This is a genomic window from Mesobacillus sp. ABV4_180 (assembly GCF_056158485.1).
In genome coordinates, this window is record NZ_JBSWTJ010000001.1 from 2,744,355 (window position 1) to 2,758,634 (window position 14,280).

A 14,280-nucleotide genomic window follows, 5' to 3' on the forward strand; every position below is an offset into this window, starting at 1 on the left:
ATCAGCATGGTTTTGGATGATGCTTTAGAAACGATTGCAAACAGCCTCAAAAAGGACCACAGAGTCAAGGCGATTTTTGTAAAAGGGTCAGTGGGACGCGGCGAACATGACGAACATTCTGACCTGGATCTTTATTGCCTGGTCGATGAAGCCGATCTGGAGGATTTTCTTAAAAGTAAAATTCACCATTTAGAGTCTTATGGCCAATTACTCTTTCATGATGATATCTTTATCGTGGCACCGCAGATTCTCGCAGTCTATGAAAATATGCTTCATGTCGACTTGTTCACCGTAACCGAGCAAACCTTCATCGAAAAGGACTTTTTCAAGGTCATCTACGATCCGGACCAACGGCTCGAAAAATACAAAACATCGCAAAACCTGAGATTGTCTTCAGCTGAATTTCAGGATTGTGTTGATGACACCGTATGGTTCCTTTTTCAATACATGAATTCAAACGCGCGCGGGAATGATCTTTGGTCCGTGAATATGCTGCACAATGTCATGTCACATGTATCAAAAATATTGCTTCATCGCTATAATCCAGAAAGAGCTCAGCTGGGGTTGAAAACAATCGAAACAGCTCTGCCTCGAGAGCTGGTGGATGAGATTCGTCAAATCTATGAAAATATTACTCCGGTAAAGCATCGCAAGGCTGTGATTCTAATTTATGACCTTCTTAACTGTGAATCAGACTGGTTATTTTCAGAAATTCCTGTTCCTGCGAAAATTAAACCACTATGGGATGTTATGATTACAGAAAAAAGGCTGAACCGTTTATAATTGGTTCAGCCTTTTAAACATTTGCGAAAGGAATTTCCTGACCGATTTCATCGGCCTGATTGAAGTATGATTACGCCATTGCACCCATTCCAATGCCAGGATACACAGAATCAGCCAGATTGCTCCAGCCAGATGTCCTGCAATGACATCGCTTGGGTAATGGGCAGCCAGATAAATTCGGCTTGTCCCAATTAAAACAATGAACATACCAGCTGTGAGTGTGACAATCCATTTTATCGCCCTGCTCTTCTTCGAGCGGATTATGAAGTAAGCGATGAATCCATAAAAAACAAACGAACCCATAGAATGTCCACTGGGAAAACTATACCCAATAGCATCGATTTCCTCATTAATCGAAGGGCGGCTTCTTTCATAATAAAATTTCAGGACCTTCGTCAGCAGTCCTCCACCACCAATGCCCATGATGAAAAATAGGATTCCCCATTTGTCTCGTTTTTTCAGCCAAAGGGTCATGATTACGGCAATCGAAAACAAAGATAAGAACCATAACGAACCCAGCTCTGTCATAAAAAATAAAAACTGACTCAATGACTCATTTTGAATTCGATCAAAGAATCCAATCACTGCTGAATCAAAAACTTCTATTTCTTTTTCCAGCATGTCTTCCGCAATTTCAGCGAATAAGTAAATAAACAAAACCGAAAGACCAACACCTGAACCGATTAGAACGACCGGCAAAATAACTTTCATATTTTCCTTGTTCAAGTTCACATCATTTCACTCATTTCTAATCTCTGCATCAATAGCCTATACCCTCGCAAACTGGCAATAAACTAAAAAAAGCTGAACCTGTGATGAGGTTCAGCTTCTCTTCTGTTCAGCAGACATTTTTATAGCAAATGTAAGAGCGATGATCAACAAAACTAGATGCAAACCATAAAACCCAAGTGCGTACATGGATTTCAAACTCCATCCAGCTGCCACAGACGAAGTTGCCAGCATGATCACTGCGACGGTGTTTTGGCGCATAGTCCTTTTGTTTCTAGTATTTATAATCCATACCGCAAGTGAACTGATAAAAGCAAATGAAATAATAGCTAATAAATCCATAGGATTCCCCTTTTCACGATCTCCGGAATTTCCCCGGATTCTCCACGCGAATCGATAGAACTTCACCGCATCTCAAACAAAAAGTGTATATTTTATTCGATCCCATTGACATCTTTTTATCAAGAGGTCTGATCGCGTTAAAATCCGTTCCTTCTGCAAACTCATTTCCGTCACATTTCGTGCATTTTTGCTCAGCCATATCAAATCTCCTTATCGTAAAGTGTTAATTTTTTTACGAGTGAGAATGGAAAAAGTTTCATGTTCCCAAGCGAAATATAACCATCTTTAGTTCATTCCAACCGCATTGCTTCTTCTTTCCAACAAAACTGTATCTCGCCACACTCCATCCATCTGGCCAATACGCTCCCGTCTGCCAACTTCCCGGAAACCATTTTTTAAATGAATTTTTAGACTTGAGCTGTTCTCTGGGAATATCGATGCCTGCAAGGTCCAGAATCCATGCTGTTCACTCTCCTTGACCAGGAAGTTCAGCAGCTTGCTGCCGACCCCTTTCCCCGCAACCTTTTGGCTGATATAGATACTGACTTCAGCTACTCCAGCATAAACCGGACGGCTCGATACCGGACTTAATGCAGCCCAGCCGACAGCTTGATCATTCAACCTTGCCACAAATCTGCATTCTGAAGTATGGCTGCGATCCCAATCTGCCCATGAGGGAGCTTCTTTTTGGAACGTTGCATGACCAGTTGCAATACCTTCCAAATAAATTTCCCGAACTTCTTCCCAATCCTCAACACACATTTTATCCAGCAAAATTGACTCGTTCATCGTACACCCGCTAAAATTTTTATTAGAGTATATCCTCTTTCATTTCCATTTCAATGACACCTTGCTGATTGACTGACTTTAATGTAATCATTACCTCTCCATAGTAACCCTTCTCAAAGTAACCAATGACCGTTTCTTCTTGCCTGACGCCATCTGCATCAAAATAGTACATGGTCATAGAATTCTCACCGAACTCTTCCTGTGGTCTGACTTCAATTTTATTTTTCTTCCCTGGAAGGATTGCAGGTATTTCAATATCTTTTCTAATCTCATTGTATGTCAGATACAAACCTGAAATTTCCATACCTGTCTCATTTTTTATCGTAATGTTAAACCCTGCTGGTTCAATTAAGATTTTAGTTAACATTCCTAAACCCATTAATAACATCAATAACCAGATGATCTTTTTCATAACTACCTCTTCTATTCTTTTACTAATATGACGTATAATTCGTTATGCTAGTTCCCAATCTTAATGCGAACAAAAATAGCCTTAAGAAAAGAGCCGCCAAGAACGGCAGCCTATTTTAAAGATCGATATTATTGAACCCGAATGGTGTTGAGACAACTTTTTCGAGCCTAAGCAGGTGGAGCGCAAATCTCCCCATATTCCCTTCAATTATTTCAGATTGAGCACTTTCTTCGTTTTTAATTACTCTGTATCGCACTTCTTTGCCAATTCCATCTTCCGCTTTTCCCACGAAGAGTATTTCAACCGCCTCCTCGGGCTCTGTTGCAATAAAAGCGTAAGAAGTGCCATCATATTCAAATAATCCTGTCCCGCCAGGTCCAATTTCCTTGATCATATCTTGCTGAGATTTTGGAAGACTGTCATAGTTTGCTAGGCTATAATCGAGTTCCCCATCTCCAAAATCCATCAACACGAAAGCAACGGCAATAACCAATAAAAATGGTATGATCCCTTTTTTAAGCTCCTTCATCTTAACCTCCAAAAATGATTAAAGAGTTTGCCGAAAAAGCATCCGTGACACTTTTTCTCTAAAAATCGTAATCCTTTTAATTGAGATCGTTTGCTGCAAAAATGAATATAAAAGGAATACATTCAATAAAATCACTGACGATTCAGCACTGGATTGATATCTCGCCAGGAATAATCCAATGAGCACCATAGCCCAAAATTGAAAGCTGGCATTTAAGATTCGTTTCCAAACAGGAATGTAATTGTCTATGGTCATAAATTGAAAAGCCACGATCACGTACCACATCATTTGGATAGTGACAAACTCGAAAAGTCCGTTAAAACCGGTAAGGCGATTCCAGTCTAAAGAGAAAAGCTGAGAAAAATAAAGTTGAAATGACAAAGAAGTTCCGTATATCTGAGGAAGTAGTTGTAAGAAGACGATATAAATTACGATGAATCCGATCAATGATAATTTCCAATCGTTTTGACGTTTGATGATAAAGCGGTGTATCACATAGGCAAAGATCAATGATTGCAATGACGCCAATATAAAATAAGCTTGATAATGTGCTCCAATTAATATGAATGGTCCTATGAGACTTGCAATGACGCATAATATGGCAATGATTACTTCTTTCTGGACATGATTCTTTATTGAGTTTGGATAAGTATCATTCACTTCTGTCTGAAGCATTTGAATATCCCCAAATTGTTCGATTACGATTTGGATTGCCTTCTCCCTCTCAATGTACTGCTTCCGGAGCGCTGCGAAATGGTCATATAAATGCTGTTTCCACTCTTCCTCCAGTTCACTTTTTTCGTTATCATCAAGCTCTAAATTATGTACAAGTCTATTGATATAGTCATCGAATGGTTTAATTCGTTCATGCTTTAACAATTCCATCACCCACAATTCGATGTACGACATTCTTAAATATATTCCACTCACGTTTTTGGTCCGACAACGCTTTTTTACCAGTCTTTGTGATCCGGTAATATTTGCGGCGAGGACCATCCTGAGAATTGACCCAGTAACTCTCCACCAAACCGGATAACTCCAGGCGTTTTAAGGCTGGGTATAATGTTCCTTCTTTATAACTTAAGTAGCCTTCACTCATCTCCTGGACTTTCTCGGTGATTTCATATCCATACATTTCTTTTTCAGAAAGCAGCGATAGCAGGATCATGCTTGTGCTCCCCTTTAAAAGCTCAGATTTACTCAACTAATTCAACCTCCTCTATATAGGAATACTACTTAGTGTATATCGTATCACTATATAGCTGGAAAAAGCAAGAAGAAATTAGATAATGTTTCCAATTTAATAAAAAAGCGATCCCTCGAAAGGAATCGCTTAAAAAATTTTTTTAAAAATAATTCTCCAGGTTCGTTCTTTGAGCCAGCATTCGTTTTCGACTTGACTTGCTGTTCTTACAAGGTTGAATGCGTGTTGGCTTTGGACGAGAAATAACCTTGTGTTTCTTTTCCTTGGACCAGTCATGGTCATCTTCTTCATACTCATGATACAAGTGAGAAAATCTCATTTCATTCCTAGCAGTGATTGTTCTTTTTGAAGGCTGCCGTTTTCCGGATGGACCTGTCAGGCTTGATTTTGGACTCATCTCTACACCCCCTGCAATGAAGGTATCCCTCCTCTATATTTTACCATGTAGTAATTTGTCCTATCCCTGAACACTTTTAGACAAAATAGAACCTTAGAAAAAATATTTATTTTTTCCTAAAAAAACCTTTTATTTGGTGTAAATTTACACTATATTTGTATGTATGATGATTAAATAGAAAAATTGCGTATCCAGAGGGGGATATACAAAGAATGAAAACGAAACTCCGTTTACTGATTGGGATTGTCACTATTTTGCTGGTGGCAAGTGTCAGTTATATGTTTATTGCTGATCGAGACGCTTACAAACATCATACCGGTCTCGGGAGCGGACTCGATGTTTCTGCAGATGATCAGCGTATTGCTTTTTCTTTTTACAATAATGGAAGTGAGGCAATCTATACCGCTGTAAATGATGGCAAGGATGTTAAAAAAGTTAGCCATCCAAAAAAGGTATATCATCGGAAGCCGCAGTTTTCACCTGATGGCAGGAAGCTATTATTCTTATCACAGAATGACCAAATTCAATCCCTTTATACCGTAAACGCAGATGGAAGCAACCCTGAAAAACTATCAAATGGCAGTCAGCATGTCTCTGAAGCCATTTTTTCGGAGGATGGGGAAACCATTTTCTTCGCCAGCATGCCTGCTGACGAATTTATGAAATCTGAAGGAGAAACACAGGAAGGCTATGATCTATTTTCGGTGAATCTGGATGGAACCGAATTGGATCAGTTAACAGATAATGATTTCTTTTCGATGGACAGTCTCGTTTTGTCTGCTGGAGGAACTGAAATTTTGTTTCAGGACTTTGAAGGAATCTATTCATATAAATTCGAAGAAAAACAAGTTAACCAGTCCGACTTCAGCAAGCAGATGCCATCCGACATGTTTCACCTTACCATATCCACAAAATGGAACGCCCTTGCATACACTGCCGTTTCAGAAGAATCAGAGAATGACTCTCTCTTTAAATATGAATTATTCCTAAAAGACCTTACAAGTGGAGACACCCAGCGGCTGACCGATTTAAAGACAGCAGTTGTGTCACCTGTATTTTTCAACAAGCAGGAAAGAATCCTTTTCCTTGAGAACGTGAATTGGCCAGCGGAACCTGAAGAATACAAGCTGTTGAGCGTTGATGTGGAAAGCGGGAAAGTCCAGAATCTGACCCTTGACTTGCCTGATTTAAAAACCGGTAACTTACTGATGAAGGCAATTGATTACTCTGTTAATGGCTGGACTGTCGGACTTTTATATACTTTGCTGTTAATGTTGTTCACTGTTTATCTCCAGGGGGCAGGAAAAGTGTTCTTACCTTCATTAATCAGCCTTGGTATTGCGATTGTGTCTTTTGCATCAAGCTTTATTGTCGCTTCTGCCTATGATCCATGGGCTGGGATTGCTGTAGGAATGGTTGCAGCAGCACTGATGGCATGTACTCTTTTATCGTTTCTTTTCGCTTTTGGATTGAAGTTTTTCAGGAAAGGAGTGAAATAAATTGTCTGAGCCATTGTGGATGATTTTGACGCTGTTAATGAATATGTCGCTGTTTGGAGCTGCTAACTATTATGCAATAAAGTACTCCGTCCGGAATGTAAAAAGGCGAATCGCCGCAGGAGTTTTGTTCCTCCTGATGACACCAGTCATTTTCTTCAGCACCCTTTATCTCGGGGTCACCTGGGGTGACTCAGGCTGGGGTGCAGGCATCTTGTCTGTCATTTTTACCGGCCTATATATACTGAATGGCATCATCCTGCTGCTTTCCGCCATTCATATTCATTTTAGAAATTAATTGTTTGTGTCCGATAGCGTGCTGCTATTGGACATATTTTTTGTATTCTTACTCTCGGTTGTCCGTTAGATCAATTCTATTGGACATTTGTTACGTATCCTTGCTCTGGTTTGTCCTATAGAGCATTCCTATTGGACACTTTATTCGTTTCCTCGCTCAGTTTTGTCCGTTAGAGACCGTCTAATGGACAATTTTTTCGTTTTCTCACTTCGGTTTGTCCGTTAGAGCCTTCCTAACGGACAATTTTCTCGACTTCTCTCAAGAATATGTCCGTTAAAACCCTCCAATCGGACATTTTCTTCATTATCCAACGTAGATTTGTCCTTTAGGGATCTCCTATCGGACAATCAACAGGTCTTATGCTTCGGTTTTGTCGGATAAAAAAACTGCCAAAATCATTTGGCAGTTTGGTTTAGTTCTTTGTATCTTTATGATCGTCTTTGATTTCCTTCTTGATATCGTCAGTGATTCCTTCTGTCGCTTTTTTGAACTCTCTCATCGACTTGCCCACTGCTCGTCCGATTTCGGGAAGCTTGTTTGGCCCAAAGATGATCAGGGCAATCACCAGAATCAGGATCAGTCCTGGAAAACCTATATTTGAAAGCATTTTATCGTCTCCTAATGAAAAGATACGTCCATTATAGCTAAAAACCGACACGATTTGAACCCTTATCCATTTTAGCGTATCAAATTCACGATTTTGAAAAAAAATAAGCTAAATCATCTACACAAAAAGGAGACTCGCAATGAAAGTTAAATGGGTACAATTTATCGCCATATTTATCATGCTCACTGGATTTTCCGGAACCGCCCTGGCACAGCCTGAAGTCCCTTCTGATTTCGGAGCAAAAGGAGCCCTTCAGGATTCATCCATTACTCTGGAAGAAGGCCTGGTTTATGCCATCCAGGATGAATATCTCGCACAGGCCCGTTATGATGCAGTCATCAGCAAATTTGGAAGCATCCGGCCCTTCAGCAATATCAAGACTGCAGAACAGCGCCATATAAGCGCACTGCTCACGTTATTCCAGAAGTATAATGTAAAAGTTCCAGAAGACACAGCAAAGCAGTACATCTCAGTACCAGCAACTTTAAAAGATGCATTTAAACAAGGAGTCGACGGTGAAATTGAAAATATTGCGATGTATGACAAGTTAAAAAACATCCCTTCCCTGCCCGACGATGCTAAAATCGTATTCACACAGCTTGGTGATGCTTCCAAAAACCACCTTGAGGCATTCCGAAGAGGATTAGGCCGCAGCCAATAGGTTTAATAAAGAAAATCTAGTCTGATTGACTAGATTTTCTTTGTGACATCTTGCCGTATTGAATCAAGGAGCCTTTCCGGTAAATCTGCAGGTAGGGAATTCCCATCCTCAATCACCCAGGCATTCATTAGTTCAAGATCCGATTTTTGAAAAGTGATGACATAATTCTTATCTTCATAACTAATTTCAGCGGTAACATGTTCTTCATCATAAGCTTCTTCATCAATGATTATGTTGTTGATTGTATAGTCCTTCAAATCCATCTTCCTTTATCAATGATATGATAAATAGGATGAGCATTCCTTCCTGAATTATTCCTGGGGAATACGGTTTAAGTAGACATAATATTATTATGTGAATTTAAAATCCGGCTCGTTAACCATTCCGTAAGCAAAGGCCATAAGAGTCATGCTAAAGAATACTTGAATACTGACATCTATTACAAACTCTTCTTCAAAAACCCAATCCGAGTAATTTCCGCCATATGGATTTCCGAAAGCTTTTCCAGGATTTCGGCACCTTTGTCCGTTACCTCAACGAGGACGCTTCTGCCGTCCTCGGGGTTTTTCCTTCTTGAAACGAGTTCTGATTGTTCGCAGCGGTCAATCAAGCCCACACAAGCATGATGGGTGATCATCAAACGTTCTCCCAGTTCACTAGGTGTTGCGTATTCTCTTCCGGGATAGCCTTTTATCGCTAACAATAGCTGATGCTGCTGCGGGGTAATCCCAAACTTTTTTGCCTCAGAATCGCTAAAATGAAGAAACTTCTTTAATTGATAACGGAACTCCGCTAAAGATTCATATACGTCTTTTGATAAGGGCTGTTTCATAAATTTTCCTTTCCTGCCTCTTGATAATTATATCTTAACACGATATAATTACTTTATAAAATATATATCGTATTAAGATACATTTTCTTAAACCATCTGCATTTATATCATAAATTCGGAAATATTTTCACCAATCAAAGATCAGGACGGTGACAACCATGGAAATCTATGATTACCTTGCTCCAACCTCCCCTTTTGGAGCCACATTATTCATATTAGGATTTATTGCAACGATCTACTTAAATGTTAAAGTATATAATTTTTCGGATGAACAAAATGTGGATACTATCCAAAATGACAGAGATTAAATTTATGTCAAGTATTGTTGAAAAACGCAAATTATTATTTGAATCATCAGTTGCTATCAAAAAAAAGCACAAAAAGCTCAGAGTAGTTCATAATGAACTACTCTGAGCTTGTCTTTTTAGGATCTTTTCAATTGAATAAACTACATCTTAAACCCATTCCTTTGCTTTTTCACGAATAAATCTAACATCATTTTGATAATGTTCAATGTGTCCATCCATTATCATTTTTTGAAATGCATTATCACCTTCTTCGGCTTTTCTTCTAATGGTTTTACATAAGCCTTCTAAACGGAGTAAAACCACCTCTAAATAGCCTACTTTCATCCCTTCAATACCGTAGGATTTAAAAAACAAATCAATTCTTTGTTTTATTCGGTCAGCATGTTTTAACGAATCATAATAAACTGCCTCACCTGATTCCAGATGATAAATTCTACTTAAAGGAACGCAAGTGTAAAGCGTATAGGCTATGTCCCAAAGTCTTGGACCAGGACCCGCCACATCAAAATCTATTATACCTACTGGCATGTTGTGATTAAAAATAATGTTATAAATGGCAAAATCATTATGACACAGCACCTCAAATGGCTTAGGGGTGTGATCGATTGGCTGCCAGCATTCCCCAATTGGAAAATCACTCACAGTATCATGATAAAGACGGAGCATCTTTGCTACTTCAATTAGTACCTCGTTCGACCACATATATTCTTTTAACGGATAATTACCAGCTTCTCCTTCAATAAAGGATAATATCTCTCTGCCTTTCTCATCAATACCTAGAAATTTCGGTGCCAAATTGAACCCTTTGCTTTCAAGATACTTAAGTAATTTATGTACTTTGATACTCTCTCGTTTTAGTTCTCGTCGAACGGTATCCCCGGAACGAAATACATTTGAGACATTTCCGCCTGTCAGTATTTCTTCATCTTCGAAATTTGACATCTGGAAATCCCCCTCCATGAATAGAAATCTAGACCTGCCAAATAACAGAACAAACTCCCTTTAGTTTAATTATAGGAAAAGGCAATTGAAGTTGCCCTAACTTTAGTTCTAACGCATTTGAGTTACCTCTAAATCCTGTTTTACTCGGTAATAGCCTCTGCAAAATACTGTATTCTTGGGTTTAATTGCAATAAGAAATGAATTAATTATATCTGAGGAAGAAATCAAAGTGTTGAACCAACTTACAAATAATAGAATTAATTTGATATTTCCTAATACATTGAACGAAATAATGGCTGGCACAACTGATAATACAATAAAGGGCAAGCTCATAAAGACCCAGAATCTAGGTTTGGTGAGGATTGCATTTGTATTTAGCCAAAAAAATATGCCGCTAAACGTTAGGCTAATATCACCTTTTTTGTTTATGATCAAAATGTGTAGCCATTCGTGAATGATGAAGACAAGGATACCTATTATCATAAGTAAAAATATATTTACATTAGTGAATCCTGTACTAAAGAAATTTGGTATCAGAAGAATGATGATCTGAAGTAAGTATACAAACTTCATATAATGTTTTCGATACCATTTATTTTGTAGGAATGGAGTCCATTCTGACAATTCCATACTTTTCTGTGGTAAGTGTCTAAACCAAATGATCATAGGCATTCACCTCATTCATTTAAATTAATACGGTCTTAAAGAGTTGTTCCATTAAGAAGCTCAATAACGGAACAAGACCAATTTCTCTTTAATTACATATTAACATAAATTTCCTTTTCATTTGTTTATTTTTCAGTACCTTAACAACCAGAAACATACCTAAAATCTTGGAAGCTGTTGTCAATCACTTTAATTCTTAAGTTATTTTACTTGTTAATTGGACAATGAAAACAGGAATAACCTTACAAATCAAAATAAAAACGAGTATAAAACCTCTGCAGTTTCATACTCGATTTTCTATGCTAATATTATTATTTTCCAAGTTATCTGATCTACTTCATCAAATTGGAGGCCCAATTAAATATTTTTTTGCTTAGCCATTTGCGCTTCAACGGATGCTTTCTGATCGCCAATGGAAAGCCAGGTCACAAAAATGAGCATGACCATTGCTCCCATCAATTGGATGCTTTGGAGCATGGTATCAAACCAAATCACTGAAATGACCATGACCGTTAATGGTTCCACACTTGATAAAATGCTCGTATCAACAGCACTGATGTATTTCATGCTGCCTAAAAATAAGAGAAACGCCAATGTTCCAAAGATTATCAGTATAGCCATGATCAAGATCATTTTTGGCTCAGCCAAAAGAACCCATTCCCCTGAGAGCCATACTCGGTTAACCAATCCAACCACAATGCCTCCGAATAACATGCTCCAGCCGACGATGGCCAATACACTCCATTCCTTCATCAACCGTGCCGGGTAAAGTGTATAGAAGGCAAAGGTCAGTCCAACAGCCACTCCCCATAACAATGCCTCAGTACTAACCAATAGACCGCTCATTGACCCATTCGTCAATAAAAGGAACAGGCCTGCCAATGTTCCTGCTATCCCTAACATCTGGTACCGCGGGGGCCACTTTTTATGATTAAAAGATACATAGAGAACGACAAAAATCGGTGCAGAGAATTGCAGCAGTGTGGCCACTACCGCATTGCTTGTTTCAATGGCCATCGTAAAGGTATATTGCAGGCCCACCATTCCAAGAATACTGAAAACGATCAGCTGATTCCGCCAATAAGGGGTCTTCACTACCGTAAAAATATCTTCTTTTTTCATAGCCAGGAAAGCCAATATGCTGCTTCCAGCGATCATCATCCGAATGGAAAGGATAAATGGCACAGTCAATTCCGTGTTTGACAGTACCCATTCAGTGATCGATCCCGTCATACCCCAAAGCATGGCCCCTGTCACAATCATAAGGATTCCTTTTAAACGTAACATGTTGAACGCTCCTATAGTTGCAGGATCATGTAAAAATTAAATTATTTTTCTTCCTGTTCTGCTTTGCTAAAAAAATCCTCCATGAGACGATCGTACAGCTTTGTATTCTTAGGGATCGTGTATAATTCTTTATTTCCATCAAACTTAATCCGAAGTGAGCCTGTCTCTGTATCCAGCCAGAACCGGTAGTTTCCCTCTTTGTATAAGTGTTTGCTAGTTTCCATTGTTTGTCCCCCCGTTTAAATCTACTCAGATATTATCTTACCATAAAAATTACAAAAACCATCCTAGACGTCTCTTTCATTCTAGTATTATCATTTCTCCTTAATTTACCACTTACTTTAGCACATTGGTTTCTTTAAGCGATTGTGACAATGGGTAAATAATTGTTATGCAATAAAAAAAACATTAGGTGGTGGATTCATGAATACATCTTTTCCGTTAAAATCAACGAAAAACAGACGTTCAGGATTCATTTTGCCACTTGCTGCCTTAGGAATTGCCGGGACACTTTATGCTGCCAGATTGAACCGCCGGAGAAAAACAGTTGCTTCCTCTCACTCCCGCATGCTTGAAAAGGTTGAGCAGAATGCAAATAGCATTACATTAGCCTGGAAAAATCAAGCCAGTCTTTATCGAGTTTTCAAAGGGAATGAGCTTATTTATGAAGACCGTGCCTCTCAGTTTGCAGATCAAGATCTTGTTCCAGGCACATTTTACACATATTGTATTGAAAACCTGGATCACCAGGGCAATGTCATAGAAAGAATACGGGTCCAGACGATGACTTCAGTAGATTTCAAGGAAAAAGAGAACATTCTTCAGGATTTGCTCATTACCACAATCATCGCAAAGGAGCGGATTAGTTTTGAATGGGAACCGATCGAGGGTGTTTCTGAGTATGCCATTATTCGGAATGGAGTGAAGTTGGATACGATTAGGTGTTGTACTTTTACCGACTCTGACATCAGTGAATCCGAGGAGTATACTTATACAATTAAAGCGATGCGGCCATTGCAGCGGTCTGACCAGATGAAATGGGAAATTAAATCAATTGTCGCCAATATGGTTGGAGTGATCAAGAAAGACTCTTCGACTGAACTGGCTGCTAAAGAAGAGTTTTCAATTACCAAGTCGGTCGGATCTATTCAGAATTTGTTAAAATCACCTGAAGAATACAAAATAAATCCTAAGCAATGGCAACTTCGCTATACAACTTTCCTAAAGGAAGGATGGCTCAAGAATCCGAATGCTATTTCCGAGGACCATTTTTTCAAAGGAGATCATCGCTCCTTCGATCCTGATTCATCCCATTACAGGACAAGAGCTGACGTATTCATTGACATGGATGATGCGACTGCCTTGCTTAGCAAGGAAACAGGCATAACAGAAGCTTTCAACAAACAACATGAAGAAATAGACTCAGCGAATGCCTCAGTTGAAGGAATCCAATTGGAAAAAATACTGACAGACGATGACAGAATTAAATTTCACTTAAGACATTCTGTCAGCAACCCATTAGTTGTTTCCCCGGCGATTGATTATTTCGTTTGCGGTACGTTTTATAAGGACAACGAATTTGACCTGGTAGGAATCCATGACCAGGCACCTGAACATGAGATTTATCTCAAAGAAACTGGGACTGATGATTGGCAAGCCCTCCACCAGGCTTACAGCAAAGGACTTGAAATGATGGCAGACCCAATGGCCAATCATTATTGGCGTTACTCTACATTTACAAACTAAAAAAAACGGAAAAGCTGCTAGTCAGCTTTTAACGGGTTCAGTTACCTGTCACAATATTTAATTATGTAAAGCAAATAGACCATCAAAATGTAATTGAAAATGATGGTCTATTTTTATTTATATACCAGGCATTTATAATAATTAATCTTGTTTTTTTGTTATAGAATTTGTATATCAATTTGAAGACTAACAGACACTTCTACAAGGGTGCAAATTACGATACATTTTAACCGGCAATTTTGCTAACAGAAA

21 protein-coding genes are annotated in these 14,280 nt (G+C 38.8%); 5 read left to right on the forward strand and 16 right to left on the reverse strand.

What is annotated here, in order from left to right:
• The first annotated feature begins 6 nt into the window (after positions 1 to 6).
• Positions 7 to 783 (forward strand): nucleotidyltransferase domain-containing protein, encoded by a 777-nt coding sequence (locus ACXAEA_RS14005; RefSeq protein ID WP_475096495.1) that lies wholly within the window; start codon positions 7 to 9, stop codon positions 781 to 783.
• Here ACXAEA_RS14005 and ACXAEA_RS14010 read toward each other — a convergent pair.
• The 9 genes from ACXAEA_RS14010 to ACXAEA_RS14050 all read right to left on the reverse strand — a co-directional run bounded on the left by ACXAEA_RS14010 (position 778) and on the right by ACXAEA_RS14050 (position 5,185).
• The gene (locus ACXAEA_RS14010) at positions 778 to 1,515 is read right to left on the reverse strand and encodes a phosphatase PAP2 family protein (protein ID WP_475096496.1); all 738 of its coding nucleotides are present in this window, start codon (positions 1,513 to 1,515) and stop codon (positions 778 to 780) included. The two genes, ACXAEA_RS14005 and ACXAEA_RS14010, sit on opposite strands and share 6 nt — an antisense overlap.
• A gap of 90 nt (positions 1,516 to 1,605) precedes the next feature.
• The gene (locus ACXAEA_RS14015) at positions 1,606 to 1,854 is read right to left on the reverse strand and encodes a hypothetical protein (protein WP_475096497.1); all 249 of its coding nucleotides are present in this window, start codon (positions 1,852 to 1,854) and stop codon (positions 1,606 to 1,608) included.
• Between the two features lie 13 nt (positions 1,855 to 1,867).
• Positions 1,868 to 2,053 carry a hypothetical protein gene (locus ACXAEA_RS14020; protein ID WP_475096498.1) on the reverse strand — a complete coding sequence of 62 codons (186 nt, stop codon included), beginning with the start codon at positions 2,051 to 2,053 and terminating at the stop codon, positions 1,868 to 1,870.
• A gap of 86 nt (positions 2,054 to 2,139) precedes the next feature.
• Complete coding sequence (locus tag ACXAEA_RS14025) at positions 2,140 to 2,643, reverse strand: N-acetyltransferase family protein (protein WP_475096499.1); 504 nt, start codon at positions 2,641 to 2,643, stop codon at positions 2,140 to 2,142.
• 22 nt (positions 2,644 to 2,665) lie between these two features.
• A complete protein-coding gene (locus ACXAEA_RS14030) occupies positions 2,666 to 3,055 on the reverse strand; it encodes a hypothetical protein (protein ID WP_475096500.1) in 390 nt (129 codons plus the stop codon).
• 115 nt (positions 3,056 to 3,170) lie between these two features.
• Positions 3,171 to 3,584 carry a hypothetical protein gene (locus ACXAEA_RS14035; RefSeq protein ID WP_475096501.1) on the reverse strand — a complete coding sequence of 138 codons (414 nt, stop codon included), beginning with the start codon at positions 3,582 to 3,584 and terminating at the stop codon, positions 3,171 to 3,173.
• Positions 3,585 to 3,602: 18 nt separating this feature from the next.
• Positions 3,603 to 4,463: a permease prefix domain 1-containing protein gene (locus ACXAEA_RS14040; RefSeq protein WP_475096502.1), complete on the reverse strand. Its 861-nt coding sequence runs from the start codon at positions 4,461 to 4,463 to the stop codon at positions 3,603 to 3,605.
• On the reverse strand, positions 4,450 to 4,788 hold the full coding sequence (locus tag ACXAEA_RS14045) for a PadR family transcriptional regulator (protein WP_475096503.1): 339 nt from the start codon (positions 4,786 to 4,788) through the stop codon (positions 4,450 to 4,452). The genes ACXAEA_RS14040 and ACXAEA_RS14045 overlap by 14 nt, the downstream gene beginning before the upstream one ends.
• A 142-nt stretch (positions 4,789 to 4,930) precedes the next feature.
• Entirely contained in the window at positions 4,931 to 5,185 is a 255-nt protein-coding gene (locus ACXAEA_RS14050; RefSeq protein WP_475096504.1) for a hypothetical protein, read from the reverse strand.
• Between the two features lie 212 nt (positions 5,186 to 5,397).
• On the opposite strand from ACXAEA_RS14050, the gene ACXAEA_RS14055 reads away from it, so the two are divergent.
• Positions 5,398 to 6,684, forward strand: coding sequence for a TolB family protein (locus ACXAEA_RS14055; RefSeq protein ID WP_475096505.1), 1,287 nt, complete (start codon positions 5,398 to 5,400; stop codon positions 6,682 to 6,684).
• Between the two features lies 1 nt (position 6,685).
• Complete coding sequence (locus tag ACXAEA_RS14060) at positions 6,686 to 6,979, forward strand: hypothetical protein (protein ID WP_475096506.1); 294 nt, start codon at positions 6,686 to 6,688, stop codon at positions 6,977 to 6,979.
• Between the two features lie 412 nt (positions 6,980 to 7,391).
• On the opposite strand, the gene tatA is transcribed toward ACXAEA_RS14060, so the two are convergent.
• Positions 7,392 to 7,586, reverse strand: a complete 195-nt coding sequence (gene tatA, locus ACXAEA_RS14065; protein WP_475096507.1) for a twin-arginine translocase TatA/TatE family subunit — start codon at positions 7,584 to 7,586, stop codon at positions 7,392 to 7,394.
• A gap of 139 nt (positions 7,587 to 7,725) precedes the next feature.
• On the opposite strand from tatA, the gene ACXAEA_RS14070 reads away from it, so the two are divergent.
• Positions 7,726 to 8,247 (forward strand): ferritin-like domain-containing protein, encoded by a 522-nt coding sequence (locus ACXAEA_RS14070; protein WP_475096508.1) that lies wholly within the window; start codon positions 7,726 to 7,728, stop codon positions 8,245 to 8,247.
• Positions 8,248 to 8,276: 29 nt separating this feature from the next.
• On the opposite strand, the gene ACXAEA_RS14075 is transcribed toward ACXAEA_RS14070, so the two are convergent.
• The 6 genes from ACXAEA_RS14075 to ACXAEA_RS14100 form a co-directional block, all read right to left on the reverse strand.
• Positions 8,277 to 8,504, reverse strand: coding sequence for a hypothetical protein (locus tag ACXAEA_RS14075; protein ID WP_475096509.1), 228 nt, complete (start codon positions 8,502 to 8,504; stop codon positions 8,277 to 8,279).
• A 182-nt stretch (positions 8,505 to 8,686) separates the two neighbouring features.
• The gene (locus ACXAEA_RS14080; protein ID WP_475096510.1) at positions 8,687 to 9,079 is read right to left on the reverse strand and encodes a MarR family winged helix-turn-helix transcriptional regulator; all 393 of its coding nucleotides are present in this window, start codon (positions 9,077 to 9,079) and stop codon (positions 8,687 to 8,689) included.
• Positions 9,080 to 9,534: 455 nt separating this feature from the next.
• Positions 9,535 to 10,329 carry a phosphotransferase gene (locus ACXAEA_RS14085; protein ID WP_475096511.1) on the reverse strand — a complete coding sequence of 265 codons (795 nt, stop codon included), beginning with the start codon at positions 10,327 to 10,329 and terminating at the stop codon, positions 9,535 to 9,537.
• A 108-nt stretch (positions 10,330 to 10,437) separates the two neighbouring features.
• Positions 10,438 to 11,001 (reverse strand): DUF3267 domain-containing protein, encoded by a 564-nt coding sequence (locus ACXAEA_RS14090; protein WP_475096512.1) that lies wholly within the window; start codon positions 10,999 to 11,001, stop codon positions 10,438 to 10,440.
• Between the two features lie 351 nt (positions 11,002 to 11,352).
• Positions 11,353 to 12,282: a DMT family transporter gene (locus tag ACXAEA_RS14095; RefSeq protein ID WP_475096513.1), complete on the reverse strand. Its 930-nt coding sequence runs from the start codon at positions 12,280 to 12,282 to the stop codon at positions 11,353 to 11,355.
• Between the two features lie 41 nt (positions 12,283 to 12,323).
• Positions 12,324 to 12,506 carry a hypothetical protein gene (locus ACXAEA_RS14100; RefSeq protein ID WP_475096514.1) on the reverse strand — a complete coding sequence of 61 codons (183 nt, stop codon included), beginning with the start codon at positions 12,504 to 12,506 and terminating at the stop codon, positions 12,324 to 12,326.
• A 199-nt stretch (positions 12,507 to 12,705) separates the two neighbouring features.
• Here ACXAEA_RS14100 and ACXAEA_RS14105 point away from each other — a divergent pair, with 199 nt between their 5' ends.
• Positions 12,706 to 14,028, forward strand: coding sequence for a DUF3238 domain-containing protein (locus ACXAEA_RS14105; protein WP_475096515.1), 1,323 nt, complete (start codon positions 12,706 to 12,708; stop codon positions 14,026 to 14,028).
• Positions 14,029 to 14,280 lie beyond the last annotated feature (252 nt).

Excerpts from the sequence above, each read along its gene's own strand:
- ACXAEA_RS14005 (WP_475096495.1), top strand. The coding sequence starts at position 7 with ATGGTTTTGGATGATGCTTTAGAAACGATTGCAAACAGCCTCAAAAAG.
- ACXAEA_RS14015 (WP_475096497.1), bottom strand. The coding sequence starts at position 1,854 with ATGGATTTATTAGCTATTATTTCATTTGCTTTTATCAGTTCACTTGCG.
- ACXAEA_RS14020 (WP_475096498.1), bottom strand. The coding sequence starts at position 2,053 with ATGGCTGAGCAAAAATGCACGAAATGTGACGGAAATGAGTTTGCAGAA.
- ACXAEA_RS14025 (WP_475096499.1), bottom strand. The coding sequence starts at position 2,643 with ATGAACGAGTCAATTTTGCTGGATAAAATGTGTGTTGAGGATTGGGAA.
- ACXAEA_RS14030 (WP_475096500.1), bottom strand. The coding sequence starts at position 3,055 with ATGAAAAAGATCATCTGGTTATTGATGTTATTAATGGGTTTAGGAATG.
- ACXAEA_RS14035 (WP_475096501.1), bottom strand. The coding sequence starts at position 3,584 with ATGAAGGAGCTTAAAAAAGGGATCATACCATTTTTATTGGTTATTGCC.
- ACXAEA_RS14050 (WP_475096504.1), bottom strand. The coding sequence starts at position 5,185 with ATGAGTCCAAAATCAAGCCTGACAGGTCCATCCGGAAAACGGCAGCCT.
- ACXAEA_RS14055 (WP_475096505.1), top strand. The coding sequence starts at position 5,398 with ATGAAAACGAAACTCCGTTTACTGATTGGGATTGTCACTATTTTGCTG.
- tatA (WP_475096507.1), bottom strand. The coding sequence starts at position 7,586 with ATGCTTTCAAATATAGGTTTTCCAGGACTGATCCTGATTCTGGTGATT.
- ACXAEA_RS14070 (WP_475096508.1), top strand. The coding sequence starts at position 7,726 with ATGAAAGTTAAATGGGTACAATTTATCGCCATATTTATCATGCTCACT.
- ACXAEA_RS14080 (WP_475096510.1), bottom strand. The coding sequence starts at position 9,079 with ATGAAACAGCCCTTATCAAAAGACGTATATGAATCTTTAGCGGAGTTC.
- ACXAEA_RS14085 (WP_475096511.1), bottom strand. The coding sequence starts at position 10,329 with ATGTCAAATTTCGAAGATGAAGAAATACTGACAGGCGGAAATGTCTCA.
- ACXAEA_RS14090 (WP_475096512.1), bottom strand. The coding sequence starts at position 11,001 with ATGCCTATGATCATTTGGTTTAGACACTTACCACAGAAAAGTATGGAA.
- ACXAEA_RS14095 (WP_475096513.1), bottom strand. The coding sequence starts at position 12,282 with ATGTTACGTTTAAAAGGAATCCTTATGATTGTGACAGGGGCCATGCTT.
- ACXAEA_RS14100 (WP_475096514.1), bottom strand. The coding sequence starts at position 12,506 with ATGGAAACTAGCAAACACTTATACAAAGAGGGAAACTACCGGTTCTGG.
- ACXAEA_RS14105 (WP_475096515.1), top strand. The coding sequence starts at position 12,706 with ATGAATACATCTTTTCCGTTAAAATCAACGAAAAACAGACGTTCAGGA.